The sequence below is a fragment of the Glutamicibacter sp. NPDC087344 genome, assembly GCF_044744225.1.
In the GTDB taxonomy this organism is placed as follows: Bacteria; Actinomycetota; Actinomycetes; order Actinomycetales; family Micrococcaceae; genus Glutamicibacter.
The window spans coordinates 22,208-39,788 of sequence record NZ_JBIUXY010000003.1; the positions used below are offsets into that span (position 1 = coordinate 22,208).

General features: G+C 59.1%; 17 protein-coding genes and 1 pseudogene. 10 read left to right on the plus strand and 8 right to left on the minus strand.

What is annotated here, in order from left to right:
* Window positions 1-7: 7 nt before the first annotated feature.
* Together ACIOWL_RS05370 and ACIOWL_RS05375 are read right to left on the minus strand one after the other, a co-directional pair.
* On the minus strand, window positions 8-625 hold the full coding sequence (locus tag ACIOWL_RS05370) for a response regulator (protein WP_400382444.1): 618 nt from the start codon (window positions 623-625) through the stop codon (window positions 8-10).
* Window positions 606-1,787 carry a sensor histidine kinase gene (locus tag ACIOWL_RS05375; protein ID WP_400382446.1) on the minus strand — a complete coding sequence of 394 codons (1,182 nt, stop codon included), beginning with the start codon at window positions 1,785-1,787 and terminating at the stop codon, window positions 606-608. The genes ACIOWL_RS05370 and ACIOWL_RS05375 overlap by 20 nt, the downstream gene beginning before the upstream one ends.
* A gap of 110 nt (window positions 1,788-1,897) precedes the next feature.
* Here ACIOWL_RS05375 and ACIOWL_RS05380 point away from each other — a divergent pair, with 110 nt between their 5' ends.
* The 8 genes and pseudogenes from ACIOWL_RS05380 (at window position 1,898) to dctA (ending at window position 9,457) form a co-directional block, all read left to right on the plus strand.
* Window positions 1,898-2,692 (plus strand): GAP family protein, encoded by a 795-nt coding sequence (locus ACIOWL_RS05380; protein WP_400382448.1) that lies wholly within the window; start codon window positions 1,898-1,900, stop codon window positions 2,690-2,692.
* 67 nt (window positions 2,693-2,759) lie between these two features.
* Window positions 2,760-3,254 carry a hypothetical protein gene (locus ACIOWL_RS05385; protein WP_400382450.1) on the plus strand — a complete coding sequence of 165 codons (495 nt, stop codon included), beginning with the start codon at window positions 2,760-2,762 and terminating at the stop codon, window positions 3,252-3,254.
* Between the two features lie 99 nt (window positions 3,255-3,353).
* Window positions 3,354-4,193, plus strand: coding sequence for an exodeoxyribonuclease III (locus ACIOWL_RS05390; RefSeq protein WP_400382452.1), 840 nt, complete (start codon window positions 3,354-3,356; stop codon window positions 4,191-4,193).
* Between the two features lie 9 nt (window positions 4,194-4,202).
* Window positions 4,203-5,213: a tryptophan--tRNA ligase gene (trpS, locus tag ACIOWL_RS05395; RefSeq protein WP_400382454.1), complete on the plus strand. Its 1,011-nt coding sequence runs from the start codon at window positions 4,203-4,205 to the stop codon at window positions 5,211-5,213.
* Window position 5,214: 1 nt separating this feature from the next.
* Complete coding sequence (locus tag ACIOWL_RS05400; protein WP_400382456.1) at window positions 5,215-5,733, plus strand: 2'-5' RNA ligase family protein; 519 nt, start codon at window positions 5,215-5,217, stop codon at window positions 5,731-5,733.
* A gap of 84 nt (window positions 5,734-5,817) precedes the next feature.
* The gene (locus ACIOWL_RS05405; protein WP_400382458.1) at window positions 5,818-6,723 is read left to right on the plus strand and encodes a LysR family transcriptional regulator; all 906 of its coding nucleotides are present in this window, start codon (window positions 5,818-5,820) and stop codon (window positions 6,721-6,723) included.
* A 111-nt stretch (window positions 6,724-6,834) separates the two neighbouring features.
* Window positions 6,835-7,931, plus strand: a pseudogene (locus ACIOWL_RS05410) (tartrate dehydrogenase).
* A 104-nt stretch (window positions 7,932-8,035) separates the two neighbouring features.
* Window positions 8,036-9,457, plus strand: a complete 1,422-nt coding sequence (gene dctA / locus ACIOWL_RS05415) for a C4-dicarboxylate transporter DctA (RefSeq protein ID WP_400382459.1) — start codon at window positions 8,036-8,038, stop codon at window positions 9,455-9,457.
* A gap of 86 nt (window positions 9,458-9,543) precedes the next feature.
* On the opposite strand, the gene ACIOWL_RS05420 is transcribed toward dctA, so the two are convergent.
* Both ACIOWL_RS05420 and ACIOWL_RS05425 read right to left on the minus strand, forming a co-directional pair.
* Window positions 9,544-9,963, minus strand: a complete 420-nt coding sequence (locus ACIOWL_RS05420) for an SHOCT domain-containing protein (RefSeq protein ID WP_400382461.1) — start codon at window positions 9,961-9,963, stop codon at window positions 9,544-9,546.
* Window positions 9,964-10,142: 179 nt separating this feature from the next.
* Complete coding sequence (locus tag ACIOWL_RS05425) at window positions 10,143-10,610, minus strand: phage holin family protein (protein ID WP_400382463.1); 468 nt, start codon at window positions 10,608-10,610, stop codon at window positions 10,143-10,145.
* 385 nt (window positions 10,611-10,995) lie between these two features.
* Between ACIOWL_RS05425 and ACIOWL_RS05430 the strand changes: the two genes are divergently transcribed.
* Entirely contained in the window at window positions 10,996-12,297 is a 1,302-nt protein-coding gene (locus ACIOWL_RS05430) for a hypothetical protein (RefSeq protein WP_400382465.1), read from the plus strand.
* 157 nt (window positions 12,298-12,454) lie between these two features.
* Here the strand turns inward: ACIOWL_RS05430 and ACIOWL_RS05435 are convergent, their stop codons facing one another.
* Genes ACIOWL_RS05435 through sdhC form a run of 4 tightly spaced genes read right to left on the minus strand, consistent with a single transcriptional unit; the run spans window position 12,455 to window position 15,912 of the window.
* Window positions 12,455-13,237 (minus strand): succinate dehydrogenase iron-sulfur subunit, encoded by a 783-nt coding sequence (locus ACIOWL_RS05435; RefSeq protein ID WP_400382467.1) that lies wholly within the window; start codon window positions 13,235-13,237, stop codon window positions 12,455-12,457.
* Window positions 13,237-15,024, minus strand: a complete 1,788-nt coding sequence (gene sdhA, locus ACIOWL_RS05440; RefSeq protein WP_400382469.1) for a succinate dehydrogenase flavoprotein subunit — start codon at window positions 15,022-15,024, stop codon at window positions 13,237-13,239. Before sdhA ends, ACIOWL_RS05435 begins: the two co-directional genes overlap by 1 nt.
* A 57-nt stretch (window positions 15,025-15,081) precedes the next feature.
* A complete protein-coding gene (locus ACIOWL_RS05445) occupies window positions 15,082-15,528 on the minus strand; it encodes a succinate dehydrogenase hydrophobic membrane anchor subunit (protein ID WP_400382470.1) in 447 nt (148 codons plus the stop codon).
* A 3-nt stretch (window positions 15,529-15,531) separates the two neighbouring features.
* Window positions 15,532-15,912, minus strand: a complete 381-nt coding sequence (gene sdhC / locus ACIOWL_RS05450) for a succinate dehydrogenase, cytochrome b556 subunit (RefSeq protein WP_400382472.1) — start codon at window positions 15,910-15,912, stop codon at window positions 15,532-15,534.
* Window positions 15,913-16,190: 278 nt separating this feature from the next.
* Here sdhC and ACIOWL_RS05455 point away from each other — a divergent pair, with 278 nt between their 5' ends.
* Window positions 16,191-17,309: a mannose-1-phosphate guanylyltransferase gene (locus tag ACIOWL_RS05455; protein WP_400382474.1), complete on the plus strand. Its 1,119-nt coding sequence runs from the start codon at window positions 16,191-16,193 to the stop codon at window positions 17,307-17,309.
* Window positions 17,310-17,581 lie beyond the last annotated feature (272 nt).

Sequence of the window (17,581 nt, forward strand, 5' to 3'; positions counted from 1 at the left end):
TTTTCGCTTAGCCGCGTGCGCCATATGCGATCTTCGCCGCCTGAAGCCTGGTGCTCACCCCGAGTTTGGCGAGCACCGCAGAGACGTGGGTCTTCACGGTGCTTTCACCGATACCCAGGCGCAGCGCCAACTGGGGATTGCTCAGTCCCTCGCCGAGTCCCTGCAAAACCTCGCGCTCCCGGGCGGTGAGCCCCTCGGGCAGGACCGCCGGCGGGGACGATTCACGTGCCCGGGCCATGACCCTGGCGGTCACCTGCGGATCCAACACGGACTGGCCGTTCCCGGCCGCACGGACCGCCGCAATAATGGCCTCGGGCTCGGCAGTTTTCAGCAAGAAACCATGGGCTCCGGCCTGCAGCGCCCCAAAGAGGTACTCATCATCGTCAAAGGTGGTCAACACGATGACCTTGGTATCGGCGGAGATCTGGGCGGTGGCGGCAATGCCGTCCATCACCGGCATCCGAAGATCCATGAGCACCACATCCGGTGCCAGGGCGCGGGTCATGGAGATCGCCGCGGCGCCGTCCGCGGCCTCCCCAACAACCTCCAGGTCTGCGGCGGCCTGCAATACCAGCCGGATCCCCAGACGCACCGTCGAGTGGTCGTCAACAAGCAGGATCTTCATGGGGTGTGTCCTTTGGGCTCGCAGTGGTGGGAAGGCAGATTAGCACCTGGAATTCGGGGGTAGCAGTGATCTGGCAGCTGCCGCCCACAGCTTGCGCGCGGGTGCGGATGCTCAGCAGTCCAATACCCGTCCCAAAACCCTGACCCGGATGCTCGGCCAGTGGATTGCTGGCGCAGATCTGCACGCTGTCCGAAAGCTGCATCACCTGCAGCTTCAGGGTGCTGCCAGGTGCATGTTTTGCGTGGTTTAGCAGCAGCTCGCGGACCGTGCGATGCGCGGCGGTGTGCACCGCCGCAGGGATACGCTGGGGCTCCTGCACCGAATACTCCAACTCAACCCGCTGCGCGGCATCGGAAATCAACTGCGGAACGTCGGTCAGCCGTGCGGCCAAGGCGGGGGTTCCAGCATGCAGCATACGGACCATCTGGCTCATTTCCTCCAACCCCGTCACGCTTTCCCTCCGGATGGTGGCCAGCGGTTCGTTGCCCGGCGCGGCGGCCAGAGCCGCCCCGGAGAGCAGGGCAATGGAGGAGAGCCGGGCGGAGAGCACATCATGCATTTCGCGGGCCAAAGCGGTTCTTTCCTGGATTCGGGCCGCATGGTGCTGTGCGGTGAGCCGGTCCGCCTGGGCTTCGGCGGCCGCTGCCAGCGCGGCCGAACGCTCGATTTGCGACGCGGCCAGCTCGTTGGCGGTGCGCACATTTTGGGCCCACAACATCGGGGTGAACAAGATGAACCCGGTGAGGAACAGGCTCAACACCACCTGCTGTGCGGCCTGGGTTGAATCCCAGGCCAGCGCTGCCATCAGCAGGGACACCAGGCACAGGATGATGAATGAGACCCGGCGCAGGCGGGTGCCGCCAAGCAAAAAGACGCTGAAAACCGCCTCAAAAATCACAAAATAGCCGGCAATGCTCCCCAGGGCCAGCAGACCCAGGGCGCTGGCGGTCATGATCAGCACCGCGAGCAGCAACCAGCGCTGGCGCACCAGGATGGCCCCGAGGCCAAACAGCAAGACCGGGAGCCAGGCCCAGCCGGGCAGGGCCACCAGCGGCGGGTTTGCGATGCCGAAGCTTTGCAGCACCACCGCAAGGAACAGATACATCACGGCGGTCTGGAGCGCATCCTGACCGTTGCCGAGACGCCGGAGCAACGTCGTCATGTTTCCAGCATGCACCATGCCCGGTACCCAACGGCATCCGTCTTAAGGGGGAGAAGCGGGTGGACCCTTGCCCGATACCCACCCGCCGGTTCCTGAGACAGGCTGGAAACATGGACATCTTCACAAACGCCGCACCGGTCAGCCTGGTGGTGCTCGCACTGATCGATGCCACCAGCATCGGCACCCTGGTGATCCCCATCTGGCTCTTGCTGCGCCGAGACTACCGCCGGGCGATTCCCCGGGTGCTGCTCTACCTTGGACTGCTGGCTGGGTTATATTGGGTGATCGGGTTGTTGTTGCGTTCGGGGTTCGAGTTCGCCTTCACCAGCCTGAGCCTGGATACCCCGGTGATGAGGTGGCTGGGCGTGGCACTTGGGGCAGGCATGCTGATTTGGGCACTGAGCTATCGAACCGATGAGCAGAAGCTCGCCGCGGCCCGTAAAAACAGCGTGGCAGGCGGCGCACCGGCCGAAGCACTAGAGGATTCCGGAGCCCAGCAGCCGCGGGTCTCCGGTGCACTTCGCCGGAGGTTGGGCACGGCCTTGGATACCCGCACCGGGGTGCTGGCGCTGGCTTTGCTGGCAGGGCTGATGGAGCTGCCCACCATGCTTCCCTACCTGGGAGCCATGGGCATCATGCAGGGCATGGGACTCAACGCCGGGACCCAGGCGCTGATACTGGCCGGGTACTGCCTGGTGATGATCCTTCCGGCCTTGATATTGGTGGGCGTGCGGCGCGTGGTGGGGGCGCGAATAGAACCCTGGCTGCAGGCGGCGGGGAAAAAACTGGGCCGCTATGCCCAGGAGACTCTCGGGTGGGTCGTGGGCCTGGCAGGGTTTTTCCTGATCAGATTCGCTCTGGGCGAGGTGCAGTTGCCGCAGCTGTTCAGTTCACTGTTCGGGTAGGCACGCTGTGGGCGAAAGTCGCCGCGGCAATTGGCCTGCACCGGGGGATAATGCGAGAATTGACGGTATGGAACCTCTAGGCAGCAACGCGAAGCAGGGTCGGAAAATCACCCTGAACGCATCGACCTTGGCAATGTCGGTGATGGTCATCGTCCTTCTGGTGGCAGTGATTTTCGCCGCCAATTCAAATGAGATCGTTGGCTGGTTTGTTGTTGTCATCTCGGCCGGTTGGCTGTTGCTCGCCGGGTTTATGATGTTCGGCCTCAAGCGCGGCGCCCAGAAGATCAACGAGTCCTTGCGCGAGGCGACCGCCGCCGCCACCCCGCGGGCCCAGGCCGGCACCGTGATCGTGGACGAGGCGACCAGCCAGCGCGACATGAAGCTGGATCACTCATTCAAGATTGTCCAGGTCCAAACGCGGGTGATCACCGAGCAGCGTGAGCTGAAAACCCCGGAGTCCGAAGCGATGATTGACCGCGCACTGGACACCATCGCGATGACGGCAACCAACGCCAGAGACATGATCAAACCGGCCAAGCCGATTGACGGGGAAATCATCTAACGTATTTTTCAGGGCAGCGCGCAGGCGCTGCCCTTCGTCATTCCCGGCGGGGCACGGGGCGATCAACGCGTAATCAAGGCACGAATTTTGTAAGCTGGAATGGTGATACCAACCAGCGTGGAAATTCTGAGCAAAAACCCGGGCGCCATCCGCGTCGCCTCGGTCAACGTCAACGGCATTCGCGCCGCCTACCGCCGTAACATGGCAGACTGGATCGCCGCACGTGATGCGGACATCATCTGCCTGCAGGAGGTCCGCGCACCGGATGCAATCCTGCGCGAACTGATTGGCGAAGGTTGGCACATCCTGCATGCCGAGGCCAAGGACAAAGGCCGCGCCGGGGTGGCCGTGCTGTCCCGCACCGCGCCCGTCGCCGTGCGAGAAAACATCGGGGATGAGTACTTCGCAGATGCCGGACGCTGGGTCGAAGCCGATTTTGAGGTGAACGGCGAAATCTTCACCGTTGTCTCCTGCTATGTTCACTCCGGTGAGCTGGGCACCCAGAAACAGGACGACAAGTATCGTTTCCTGCAGCGGATGACCGAGCATCTGCCGGTGCTCAAGGAGCAGAAAGACCATGTACTGGTGGTCGGCGACCTCAACGTGGTGCATACCGAAAAAGACATCAAAAACTGGAAGCCGAACCACAACAAGCGTGCCGGTGTGATGGATGAGGAGATCGCCTACTTCGACGGTTTCTTCTCCGAGGTCGGCTACCAGGACGTAGCCCGCGAACTGGCCGGAGACGTCCAGGGCCCGTACACCTGGTGGTCTTGGCGCGGCCAAGCATTCGTTAATGACGCCGGGTGGCGCATTGACTACCACATGGCCACGCCAGCGCTCACCGCCAAGGCGGTCAAGTCCCATGTGGACCGCGCCAGCGAATACGACCTGCGCTTCTCCGACCACGCACCGTTGGTCGTCGACTACCAGTTTTAAGGATTTTTTGTGACTAAGCCCCGCGTTCTCTCGGGTATGCAGCCTTCGGGCGACTCCCTCCACCTTGGCAACTACCTCGGTGCACTGGTCAACTGGGTGAAGACTCAGGATGACTTCGACGCATTCTTTTTTATTCCGGACATGCACGCGATCACCGTGAGCCAGGATCCGGAAGAACTCCGTGCCCGCACCCGCAAGACCGCGGCGCAGTTTATTGCCGGCGGCATCGACCTGGACCGCTCGACGTTGTTTGTGCAGTCCCAGGTGCCCGAGCACGCCCAGCTGGCCTGGGTGCTCAACTGCCTGACCGGTTTTGGCGAGGCCAGCCGCATGACCCAGTTCAAGGATAAGTCGGCCAAGGGCGGTGCGGACGCCGCCAGCGTCGGACTGTTTACCTACCCGATCCTGATGGCCGCGGATATTTTGCTGTACCAGCCGCAGGGTGTGCCGGTGGGTGACGACCAGCGTCAGCACGTGGAGCTGGCCCGCGACCTCGCCAAGCGCTTCAACCACCGGTTTGGCGAGACCTTTAAGGTTCCGGAGGCCTTCATTCCGAAGGAGGGCGCCCGCATTTACGACCTGCAGAACCCGACCTCCAAGATGTCCAAGTCCGCGGAGTCGCCAGCCGGCCTGATTAACGTGCTTGACGAACCAAAACTGATCGCCAAGCGGATCAAGTCTGCAGTTACCGATGCGGACACCGTGATTGCCTACGACAAGCAGGCAAAACCGGGAGTCTCCAACCTGCTGGATATCCTGGCTGCGGTCACCGACCGCCACGTGCCGGAACTGGTTGAAGAGTTCGACGGCAAGATGTACGGGCATTTGAAGGTGGCAGTGGCAGACGCTGTGGTGGAGCGGCTGACGCCAATCCGCACCCGCACCCTTGAGCTTCTCGACGACCCAGCCGAGTTGGATCGCCTGCTGTTGGCCGGTGCCGAGAAAGCACGCGTGGTGGCTTCGAAAACCGTTGCCGATGTCTATGAAAAGGTCGGCTTCCTGCCGCCATTGGGTGTTTGAGATGGAAACCCTTGAATCCCGCTTCACGCTGGGTGTGGTGATCCCGGTGCCCGAACCGCACCGGGAGGCTCTGCGTGCCTGGCGCCGGGAATTCGGGGGATTGGAGACCGAGGAGATTGCCCCGCATATCACCTTGGTTTCCGGGTCTTACCTTGACTCGTGGGAGCGTGCCGCGGCACAGGTGCGTCAGGTGGCGAGTGAAACATCGTGTTTCCTGGTCCAGCTCGGTGCTGCACGCACCTTCCGGCCTGCCAGCGAGGTAGTTTATCTGCCGTTGCTGACCGGATCGCAGGAATGCTGGGCACTTCACCGGGCGTTGCTTTCCGAAGCGTTGCACGATGAGTCGGATTTTCCGTATCATCCGCATCTGACCATTGCACAAAATGCGCCGGCTCAGAACCTGGACGCCGCGCAGTCAACGTTGGATCAGGTTGACCTGTCTTTCGAGGTGCAGACAATTCAGTTGTTTGATACCCGAAGCGGACAGTGGTCCCTGAGCGAAGAAATCGCTTTGGGATAAATATTTTGCAGTCCAGGAAAACGCCAGCCCCACGGCTGGCGTTTTCCGTATCTCGACCGTGCCACGGTGGAAAGCAGGCAGAAGATGGACGCACGGCAGTTGCGCTACTTTTTGGCCGTGGTTGATTATGACGGGTTTATCCGTGCGGCCGAACACCTGCTGATTGCCCAGCCGTCGTTGTCCCAGACGATCAAAACGCTTGAACGGGAGATCGGGGTCCCGTTGTTCCATCGGGTTGGCCGCCGGGCCTTGCTCAGCGAAGCCGGCCGGGAGCTGGTGGGGCCTGCCCGCCTGGTGCTGCGGGATCTAGAGGCCGCGGAAGATGCCATGGCGGCTCTGAAGGGTGTGCGGCGCGGGCGCCTGGACCTCGTGGCCATGCCATCACCGGCGGTGGAACCGCTCACCACGCTAATTTCGCAGTATTCCGTGAGGCACCCGCACGTGGTGGTCAATACCTCGGCGGCTTTCACCGCCGCCGAGGTGATCTCCTCGGTGCAAAGCGGCAGCAGCGAAATCGGTTTGCTGGGAACGGACAAACCGATCACGGTGCAGGACGCCAACGTGCTGCCACTGGAACGCCAGCCCATGGTGCTTTTGGCGAATCCGCGACACACCGAATTTTCGGACCGGCAGAGCATCACCGGGGAAGAGCTGGAAGGCCAGCGCCTGGTGGTGTCGCAACGAGGATCTTTGATGCGTGCCCAGGTGGATGAACTATTGGCACGCGGTGTGGGGCTGGTGATTGCCGCGGAGGTCGCCCACCGGTCCTCGTTGCTGCCCTTGGTGTTGGCCGGCGTGGGACACGCGATTCTTCCCGAGGCGTGGGCACCCATGGCCCGACATGCGGGAGTGCACGTGGTGCGTTTATTGCCCGCTGTCGACCTGCATATTTCTCTGATCAGCCGCCGTCAAGGGCTGACTCCGGCTGCTCGGGCCTTTGTCGAGGTTGCTGAAGCCTATGCAGCAACCTCCAATGACATGGATAGATAGGTTCAGCCTATGCAGTTGATGCAAATCCTGTCTTAGACGGGAAGTGCTGAGCTGGCTCTAATTGATAACAAGTCGCATGTGATGCGAGACACTATCTTTGAGGAGCCTGTCATGGTTGCACACAAAGTTTTTAAGATCGCCGCCATCCCCGCCGACGGAGTCGGCCGGGAAGTTGTTGAAGCCGGACGAAGCGTCCTGGACACCTTGGCTGAACAGTCGCAAGGAAAATTCGCGTTTGACTGGACCGAATTCGATTGGGGAAGCGAATACTACGCCAAGCACGGGGTAATGATGGACCCGCAGGGCCTGGAGCAGCTCAAGGCATTTGACGCCATTTACTTTGGCGCGGTGGGCTGGGAAATGTTCCCGATCATGTGAGCCTGTGGGGCTTGCGCCTGAATATCACCCAAAATTTTGATCAGTGGGCCAACATCCGTCCGGTGAAGTTCTTGCCGGGGATCACCTCGCCCCTGCGAAAGGCCGATCACACCGAACTGGATTGGATCGTTGTTCGGGAGAACAGCGAAGGCGAATACGCCGGGTTGGGCGGCCGCAACCTTTCGGGACGCGGCCCGGGTAATGAAGTGGCAATCCAATCATCATTGTTCACGGAGAAAGGCTGCGAGCGAATTATCCGTTTCGCCTTCGAGATTGCCCGTACCCGCACGGTCAAAAAGGTTTCCTCGGTCACCAAGTCGAACGCCCAGCAGTACGGCATGGTGCTGTGGGATGAGGTCTTCACACGCGTAGCTGGAGAATACCCGGATGTGGCTACCGAAAGCGTGCTGGTGGATGCCATGAGCGCAAAATTTATCCTCCATCCCGAGGAGCTCTCCGTGGTCGTCGCGTCAAACCTGAACGCAGATATCCTCTCCGATCTAGGATCTGCCCTGGCCGGCAGCCTAGGCCTGGCCGCAAGTGCAAACCTGAACCCAGAACGTCGCTTCCCTTCGATGTTTGAACCGGTGCATGGCTCGGCCCCAGATATTGCGGGGCAAGGTATCAGCAACCCCATCGGGGCGATTGCCAGCGCCGCGCTGATGCTTGATCACTTTGGACTGACCGAAGAAGCTCGTGCGGTCGAGGCGGCTATTGAGGCCGCCACTGCCCAGGGCGCGCTGACCCGTGACGTGGGTGGCACCGCGGTGACCGCTGATGTTACCGACGCCATCGTTCAGGCACTGCGCGCTGCGCTGGTATCCGCCTGAGAAACCACTTACCGGGGCCGGAAACGGCCCCGGTCCTGAATTCTTCTAGCCCAGCTCCTCATCTGAGTCATGGAGTCCGGCTTTCTAACAACGAGGTAGGAATCATGGGAAACTTAGCGCAACACGATACCGCTCCGGTGCGCAAAAAGAAGTGGTATCGACAACTCTATTTCTGGGTTCTGGTGGCGATCATCGCTGGTATTTTGACCGGCTGGGCGGCCCCGGACCTGGGAGAATCGATGCAGCCCATCGGCACGACCTTCGTCGAGGCCATGAAGATGCTGATCGGGCCGATTGTCTTCTTGACTATTATCGGCGGCATTGCCAGCGTTGCCGACCTCAAGAAAGTCGGAATTACCGGGCTTAAAGCTCTGGGGTATTTCCAGATCGGCACCATCTGCGCCATGATCCTCGGCCTGGTAGCGATCAATATTTTTCGTTTGGGTGAGGGTGTTAATGCTGACGCGAGCACATTGGAAACCACGGGAAACGCCGCTGAACTGATCGAAACGGGAGAAAACCTGCAGTGGTGGGAGTTCCTGACCCACATAGTGCCAGGCTCCATCGTTGCTCCATTTGTCGAAGGCGATATTCTGCAGATCATCTTCATGGCGGTGATCTTTGGCATAGCCCTCAACGCTGTTGGAAAGATCGGTGCCCCGGTGCTCGACCTGGTGCAACGCTTGACCAGCATTGTCTTCAAAGTCCTGAACTTCATCATGAAAGCAGCGCCACTGGGTGCCTTTGGCGCGATGGCCTACGCCGTTGGAAAGTACGGAGTTGAGACACTCTCCAGCCTGGGCTGGCTCATCCTGTTGTTCTACGGGACTTCACTGGTTTTTGTGGTGTTTTTCCTCGGCGGAATCATGGCATTCTTGCAACTGAACATCTTCACCATGCTCAAGCATTTCCGCGAGGAACTGCTGCTCATCCTGGGCACCTCGACAGCTGAGCCGGCGCTTCCCGGTTTGATGAAAAAGCTTGAACACGCGGGGGTCAAAAAGGAAACTGTCGGGTTGGTGGTCCCCACGGGCTACAGCTTCAATTTGGATGGTGCCGCGATCTACCTTTCATTGGCAGCGGTGTATATTGCGCAGGCGACCAACACTGACCTGAGTATTGGACAACAGATTGGTATGTTGGCAGTCATGTTGCTGACTTCAAAGGGTGCAGAGGGTGTGGCCGGTGGCGGATTTATCGCCTTGACCGCGACCCTCAGTACACTCGGAACAATCCCCGCAGCCGGCATTATGCTGATTTTTGGCATCGACAAGTTTATGTCCGAATGCCGTGCATTGGTGAACTTCTGCGGCAACGTCGTCGCAACCTTGTTTATCGCCTGGTGGGACAAGTCGTTGGACGTCGATAGGGTGCGACGGGTCTTCCGCGGGGAGAAAGTTGAGCCGTTGGTTGGCTCGGATTCCACAGAATCTGGCGACACGGTGGAATCACACGGTACTCAGTTGCTGGAGCCACAAGAACCAGAGGTAACCGAACGGTCTCTAGCGACTGCGACGACCAGATAGGTACCTGGCACAAGACAAAGGTGCAGGCCCCGAAATCGAGGCCTGCACCTTTGTTTTAAGCTAACCAGTACGTTTAGCTCAACGGTTTACGACTGTGTCGCTGTCGAACTCGCCTTGGCTTGGCCTAGGGCCTGGGCGCGCAGAATATCGAACTCTTCGGAGGTAATGGTCCCTGCGTCCAGTAGTGCTTTGGCCTTGGCGATTTCGTCGCTGGGGCTGACCTGCGCGACGGTGCGGATGTAATCTTCGACAGCATGTGCATTTCCAACGGCAGCCTTGTGGCTGCGCTCGGCCATTCCCTTGCCGCGAGTAACCAGGTAGACCAATGACGTCAAGAACGGCACAAACAGCAGGAGCACTAGCCACAGTGCCTTCCACCAACCGCTGAGTTCACGGTCCCGGAAGAGGTCGGTGATGATTGAAAACAAGGCAATCAGATACGCGATAAAAACGAAACCCGAAATTATTACCCAAATGATGTTCCAGAGTGAATTCCACAGATCCATGACTTAGTCCTTGTCAATTAGATGCCTAAGTGGACTGAAGGATTCGATGGCCGAATACTCAGCAACTAAGTGCACGTCTTGAATGTAGCACTTTCCACCGCGTGACAACGAGCACGTGGCGCAAATCTCAAACACTCTTTGGTGAAAATTCGTCAGCGGCGAGCGTGCACCGAAACGTACTAGTGGCCCTTGGCTGCATCACGCTGCGCGAGACGTTTTTTCAAGAAGATCAGAGGGAGCAACCAACTTCCAAGGGTTGTCGTTGCCCAAACTACCAACGCTGCCAAAATCCACGTTGTGAAACCGTTGATAGTTAGTCCGTTGGGGAAGAAGCTGGCCACGATGAGGGAGATCAGCGTTGAAATCAGACCGAATCCGCCGATAGCGGCCGGGGCGTAACGGTTGGTCATGCGGAACACGAAGGGGCCCAGCACCGACTGCGCAACTGCGAAGACTAGTACCGCAATCAGGAAACCGCTCAAGGCCAGATGAAATTCGGGAAGTATCCAAGAACCAACAAGCAGCCCAAGTGCTGCAGTCGCAACGTAAATTGCGGCACGAATAAGAAAAATGACCATCAGGACAACCCCCAGAATGAGAAAGCGACATTTGCCGGACGTACCACTCCACCAGGGGCGAGCTCTCATTGCCCCGGCCAAGTTCTAGGTAAAACCCTGCATGCGGACAATGAATCCCTGACTTGGACTTGGTGCAATTAAACACGAAACTCTCCGGCGTGCACAACAGCTGGACGGGACAGCATTTCGTCGTAGACCTTCGGATCGGCTTCCTGTTATGCGCCTATCGGGCAGGTTTACGATGGATTGCATATCTTCGCTACTCGGCGCGCGCTGAGATGATTTTTAGTAGAAATATTTGGCTCGAAATTTAATACCTTCGTCATGTTCGGCTCGGCCGTCGAGTTGCGGATTTTTTGCGGTCGAATAGTGTCACGATGGAGTAATGAAAGCTGAAGATGAACTGCACGCCTTACGCGCGCGCGTTGCTGAACTCGAAAATGAGAAAGCAACGGTGAGCACACAAGCAGTCAGATCCTCGGCAGGACGTTGGCGCTCGGTATTCTCCGCTCTTTTGATCGTCATTGCGGTAATCCTTGCTCCCGTCGCTGTGCTTGGAACCTGGATTCATGCGCAATTGACGGATACCGAAAGTTTTGTCGCAACAATTGCCCCGCTGACTGAAGAACCGTCAGTTCAGGAATATATTTCTGAAGAAGTGGTTGTGGCGATCAATGAGCAGATAGATATCGATGAGCTTATTGGCCAGGCTTTCGATGGAATCGCTAACTTGGATCTGCCTCCGGAGGCTTCCACCGCAATTGGCCTGTTGGAAGGTCCAGCGGCGAGCGGTGCCCACAACATTATTGCCTCGACCGTAGCGAACGTTGTTGCTTCCTCGCAGTTCTCAACCGTAATTGAAGAAACGCTGCGGCAGACTCATTCTCGGGCAATCGCCATTATTCAGCAACAGCCCGGAAGTCTTGTCACGTTGACAGATGACGGTACCGTCTCGATCCAGCTGGGAATTATTGTTGAACGAGTTAAATCGCAACTGCAAGCCAACGGTTTCGCGCTGGCAGATTCGATTCCAGCGATCGACAAATCTATTCCGTTGGCAAGCGATACCTCCCTGGGAACAATCCGAACGATCTACAATCTCTCGGTTGTGGGCGGGTATTGGCTGACCTGGGTGGTTCTGGCACTGGCCGCCGTCGGAGTGGTATTGGCCAGAGTGCGAACTCGGGCACTTGCACGCACTGGTTTGGGTTTCGGTCTGGTGATGTCGGCGACGTGGCTGGGGGTGGCGATCGGCGAATCCTTGTTTGTCGGCACCATGGCACCGGGAACGATGCCTGCAGCCGCCGCGTTGGCCATTTACTCGCAGCTGACTGCCACGGTGGTTTCCGCGTTGGCGGCCATGGCGGTGCTTTCCTTTGGCTTGGCCCTTGGCACGTGGTACACCGGCCAGTCGCGTTCGGGCAGGGGGACCCGAGAGATGCTCAGCGGCGGATTCGCCAAGCTGCGCCGGTACGCCGCGCAGCATGGGATCACTACCGGTGCGTTCGGACGTCTTGTAGAACGATTGCGGCTGACGATCCTTGTGGCGATCACCGTGGTGGTACTGCTGTGCATCTTCATGAACCGGCCCTCCACGTTCTCTTCGGTTTCCGGGGCGATTGTGTGGTTCATCGTGGGGGCTATTCTTGTTGAGCTGCTGCGAAATCCCGGGGACCTCGATGATCACCGGCAGACGGCGAAGAGCAATAATCCGCAACCTGCGGCGGCTGGTGTCGACGGACAGGGCAAGGAATGACCTTCGGGATGTAGAAGCTGGTGTGCAGTTCACCAATCGTTGCACTGGGCTGCGGCATTCAAGTTGGTTGTTCCCGCCCTACGACCCCGCCCTACGATCCCGCCCAGACGCAAAGGGCCCGAACCATAAAATGGTTCGGGCCCTTTATTCGCTTTTCCTAGACGGTGCGCGTCAGGATCGCCTGCTTGACCTCGGCGATAGCCTTGGTCACCTGGATGCCACGTGGGCACGCTTCGGAGCAGTTGAAGGTGGTGCGGCAACGCCACACACCTTCCTTGTCGTTCAGGATCTCCAGACGCATATCGCCGGCATCATCGCGTGAATCGAAGATGAAGCGGTGGGCGTTGACGATTGCCGCCGGGCCGAAATACTGGCCGTCGGTCCAGAAGACCGGGCAGGACGAGGTGCACGCGGCGCACAGGATGCACTTGGTGGTGTCATCGAAACGCTCGCGGTCCTCAACGGACTGGTAGCGTTCCTTGGTTGGCTCGTGGCCCTTGGAGATCAGGAATGGCATGATCTCGCGGTAGGACTGGAAGAACGGTTCCATGTCCACAATCAGGTCCTTCTCCAGCGGCAGACCCTTGATTGCTTCAACGGTGATTGGCTTGGAGGTGTCCAGATCCTTGAGCAGGGTCTTGCAAGCCAAGCGGTTGCGGCCGTTGATGCGCATGGCATCCGAACCGCAGATGCCGTGCGCGCAGGAGCGGCGGAAGGACAGCGAACCGTCGTGGTCCCACTTGACCTTGTGCAGGGCATCGAGCACACGGTCGGTGCCGTACATGGTCAGCTTGAAGTCTTCCCAGTATGCCTCTGCGGTGGTCTCCGGCAGGTAGCGGCGAACACGCAGGGTGATGTTGAAGGTAGGGATCTCTCCGCCACCACCGACACCGGCCTTCAGCTCAATCTTTGATGGGGGTTCTGGAAGTTCGGTGCTCATTAGTACTTACGCTCCATTGGCTGGTAACGGGTGAAGACAACCGGCTTGGTTTCCATACGGATGCCGGAGATGCCCTCGGTAGTCGCGTTGTGGTCGCGGTAGGACATCGAGTGAACCATGAAGTTCTCATCATCGCGGTTCGGGAAGTCCTCGCGGTAGTGACCGCCGCGGGATTCCTTGCGGTGCAGCGCCGCGGCGGTCATGACCTCCGCCAGATCCAGCAGGAAGCCCAGTTCTACGGCTTCGAGCAGGTCCAGGTTGAAGCGCTTGCCCTTATCCTGAATGGATACGTTCTTGTAGCGGTCGCGCAGGCTTTCGATAACCTCAAGAGCCTTCTTCAGCGACGCCTCATCGCGGAACACCTGGACGTTGGCGTCCATGGTCTCCTGCAGAGCCTTGCGCAGCTCGGCGACGTTCTCGGTGCCCTTGGAATCCAGCAGGCCGCCCAGCTGGGCGTTGACCAGTGCTTCAGGGTTCTCCGGAAGCTCAACAAACTGAGCATCGGCAGCGTACTTGGCGGCGGCAATGCCGGCGCGACGGCCGAAGACGTTGATGTCAAGCAGCGAGTTGGTGCCCAGGCGGTTTGCGCCGTGGACCGAAACACAGGCAACCTCGCCGGCAGCGTACAGGCCCGGGATCACGGTGTTGTTGTCCTGCAGGACCTCGGTCTCAATGTTGGTTGGCACGCCACCCATGGCGTAGTGCGCGGTGGGGTACACCGGTACCGGATCGGTGAACGGCTCGACACCCAGGTAGGTGCGGGCGAACTCGGTGATATCCGGCAGCTTGGATTCGATGTGCTCTGGCTCCAAGTGGGTCAAATCGAGCAGCACGTAGTCCTTGTTGGGACCGCAACCGCGGCCCTCGCGCACCTCGTTGGCCATGGCGCGAGCCACGATGTCACGTGGGGCCAGGTCCTTGATGGTTGGTGCGTAACGTTCCATGAAACGCTCGCCGTCCGAGTTGCGAAGGATTGCACCTTCGCCGCGGGCGCCTTCGGTGAGCAGGATGCCCAGGCCTGCAAGGCCTGTTGGGTGGAACTGGAAGAACTCCATGTCTTCCAGCGGCAGGCCCGAACGGAAGGCGATGCCCATGCCGTCACCGGTCAGGGTGTGGGCGTTGGAGGTGGTCTTGAAGACCTTGCCGGCACCGCCGGACGCGAAGATCACGGACTTGGCCTGGAATACGTGCAGTTCACCGGTGGCCAGGTCGTAGGAGACTACGCCGGCAACACGCTTCTGCTTGTAGGCGGTGCCGTCTTCGCGGAAGGCTTCCTCTTCAACCAGCAGCAGGTCCAGCACGTAGTACTCGTTGTAGAACTCAACGTTGTGCTTGACGCAGTTTTGGTAGAGGGTCTGCAGGATCATGTGACCGGTGCGGTCTGCTGCGTAGCAGGCGCGGCGCACGGCGGCTTTGCCGTGGTCGCGGGTGTGGCCGCCGAAGCGACGCTGGTCGATCTTGCCCTCTGGGGTTCGGTTGAACGGAAGACCCATCTTTTCCAGATCCAGCACGGCGTTGATGGCTTCTTTGGCCATGACCTCTGCTGCATCCTGGTCGACGATGTAGTCGCCGCCCTTGATGGTGTCGAAGGTGTGCCACTCCCAGTTGTCTTCTTCGACGTTGGCCAGTGCGGCGCACATGCCGCCCTGGGCTGCACCGGTGTGCGAGCGAGTTGGGTAAAGCTTAGTTAGCACTGCGGTGCGTGCACGCTGACCGGATTCGATCGCTGCACGCATACCTGCACCGCCGGCACCGACGATGACTACGTCGTACTGATGTACCTGCATTCTTGATGCTCTCTTTTCTACAAAATTTGTGTGGCTACCGGCAAAGACGGGGAAGCCTTAGACGCACTGTGGCAGGTCGCTGCCGGCGATGCATGGATCGAAGGTGAAGATCACCAGGGTGCCGAGAACGATGATGAAGATCGTTGCGACGTACAGGATGCCCTTGAGCCATGCTCGGGTCGCGTGCTTCTCTGCGTAGTCGTTGATGATGGTGCGCACGCCGTTGGTGCCGTGCAGCATGGCCAGCCACAGCATGGCCAGGTCCCAGAACTGCCAGATCGGGTCGGCCCACTTGCCGGCGACGAAGCCGAAGGAGATGGCATTGATGCCGTCGCCAACCATCAGGTTGGAAATCAGGTGGCCGAAGATCAGCACAATCAGGGCCACGCCGGACAGGCGCATGAACAACCAGGCAAGCATCTCAAAGTTGCCACGGGACTTCGGGCCGCGCTTGTACTTCGGGTCGATTCGTTGGCTGCGGGGAGCAGGAATGGTGACGCTCATGGCTTAGTGTCCTCCGAATGCGATGGAGAGATGACGGATGGCGAAGCCTGCGAAGACAACAACCCAGAGGATCATGACACCCCACAGCATCTGACGCTGGTACTTGGTGCCCTGCTTCCAGAAGTCAACGAGGATCAAACGCAGGCCGTTGAATGCGTGGAAGAGAATGGCCGCTACCAGGCCGGTCTCGCCCAGAGCCATCCAAGGGGTCTGGTAGGTGCTGATGACAGCGTTGTATGCATGGGCGTCCACCCGCACGAGGGACGTATCCAAGACGTGAACAAGTAGATAAAGAAAAATAACGACACCGGTGACTCGGTGTCCCACCCACGACCACATGCCTTCATGGCCGCGGTATAGGGTGCCTGACGAAGTCTTCGACACTGAACTAACCTCCAAGGCTCGCAACGGCGCATGTGTATATTGCACACAATGAGATTTGACGCACTTGTGCGAGCGTTCCTTGTGCGAGTCTAAACCACTTGCCGGGTCGCAATCTATTTCGTGTCTCGATCCTGTGAGTATGTTCACCGAATAGGGCGTTCTATGCGGTAAAAGGCCCAAAAACCGCGGATATTAGGTCATGCAAGGCTTTCCTATTTAGGGTGTTGATGTCTTATTCAATACCAGTTTTTCCCAGCGAATGAATTAGTCTGGAAGGTGTGAATGCAGACCTTTTAGCCCGATTCCATGGCGTGATTCCCGCCGGCGGTGTCGGCACTCGACTGTGGCCCCTTTCTCGTGCATCGGCACCCAAGTTTTTGCACGATCTGACCGGCTCGGGTTCAACCCTGATCCGCGCTACCTATGATCGGCTGGTGCCGCTGGCAGGCGACCGCATCATGGTGGTCACCGGTCGCGCCCACCGTGGTGCCGTGGTGTCTCAGCTGCCAGAGCTGTGCGACGAGGATCTGGTCCTGGAGCCGGAACCGCGCGACTCGGCTGCGGCCATCGGGCTGGCGGCGGCGATTCTCTCGCTGCGAGACCCGGAGATCATCATGGGATCATTCGCAGCAGATCAGGTGATTGAACCTGTTGAGGTGTTCCAAGCGGCGCTGAGCGAAGCCATCCACACGGCCGCCAGTGGAAAGATCGTCACCATTGGCATTCATCCGACGCACCCGTCAACCGGTTTCGGCTACATCAAGACCGGCCAGCCGCTGGAGGTTGCCAACGCACCGAGTGCGCGCGGCGTCATTGAGTTTGTGGAGAAGCCCGATGAGGATACCGCCCGCCGATACCTCGCCGGTGGTGGATTCCTCTGGAATGCCGGCATGTTTGTGGCTCCCGTGGGTTTGATGCTCAAGCACCTGAAGGCCAATGAGCCTTTGCTGCACGATGGGCTGATGAAAATCGCCAAGGCCTGGAACACCGATGCCCGTGAAGAAGTGATGGCTCAGGTGTGGCCGGATCTGCCGAAGATCGCCATTGACTACGCCGTGGCGGAACCTGCGGCCGCCGCCGGAGACGTTGCGGTTATCCCTGGCGTCTTTAACTGGGACGATGTGGGAGACTTCGCGGCAATTGGCCGACTGAACAAGGCAAGCGCGGATGACGGAATCATCAACCTCGGAGAAAAGGAAACCGTCCGAGTTTACGCAGACAGCGCGACCGGTGTGGTTTATTCGGACCGTCCACGTGTAGTGGCTTTGGTTGGAATCGAGGATGTGGTGGTTGTCGATACCGCCGATGCCCTGTTGGTTACCACCAAGGATCATGCCCAAAAGGTTAAGCAGACCGTGGAGAAGCTCAAAGCTGACGGGGCTACCGATCTGCTATAGCCGAACACCTCACAATAAGAGGTAACCACTCAAGCTGGTCGTTGCCGGTATGTTTTGCGGTGTTTAGTGCACCCCCTGACGGTTGGGACAGTATCTTGCGAGGAAATCTGATCAAAAACCTTGTTCAGCCTTTCGGAGCCAGAGACGTCTCGCGTGAACCGGTGTTGGGTGAGTTCTGATCAAAAATTTTGTTCAGTCTAAGCCAGCTGCGTCTCGCGCTGGCCTGGTGCTGGTGTTGGCGCTGAGTTCTGATCGAAAATTTTGTTCAAGAT